Genomic DNA, 237 nt, shown 5'->3' with positions numbered 1-237 from the left:
CGCCAATGATGTCGATAAAGAGCAAGTCATCAAAATGACCATTGCTGGCAATAAGATTGAATCGGTACAAAGTACCCAGCCGGCCAAAACCGGCATTATTCGTCTTGAGCCGGTTAATATCGGTGGGATTTATCCAGACAGCAACGAAGATCGTATGGTGGTGTCGCTAGACCAAGTGCCGCAGCCACTGATTGACGCCCTAATCGCTACAGAAGATCGGGGATTTTATGAGCATAA

1 protein-coding gene is annotated in these 237 nt (G+C 47.3%); it reads left to right on the top strand.

Features of this window, described 5'->3' with window-relative positions:
- Positions 1–237 (top strand): transglycosylase domain-containing protein (locus tag BTV98_RS13395; protein ID WP_143505792.1); only part of this gene is annotated, 237 nt, incomplete at both ends.

It is taken from the genome of Psychrobacter sp. Cmf 22.2, from assembly GCF_001921745.1.
Classification (GTDB): domain Bacteria; phylum Pseudomonadota; class Gammaproteobacteria; order Pseudomonadales; family Moraxellaceae; genus Psychrobacter.
This window is presented reverse-complemented; position numbering and strand designations above follow the sequence as displayed.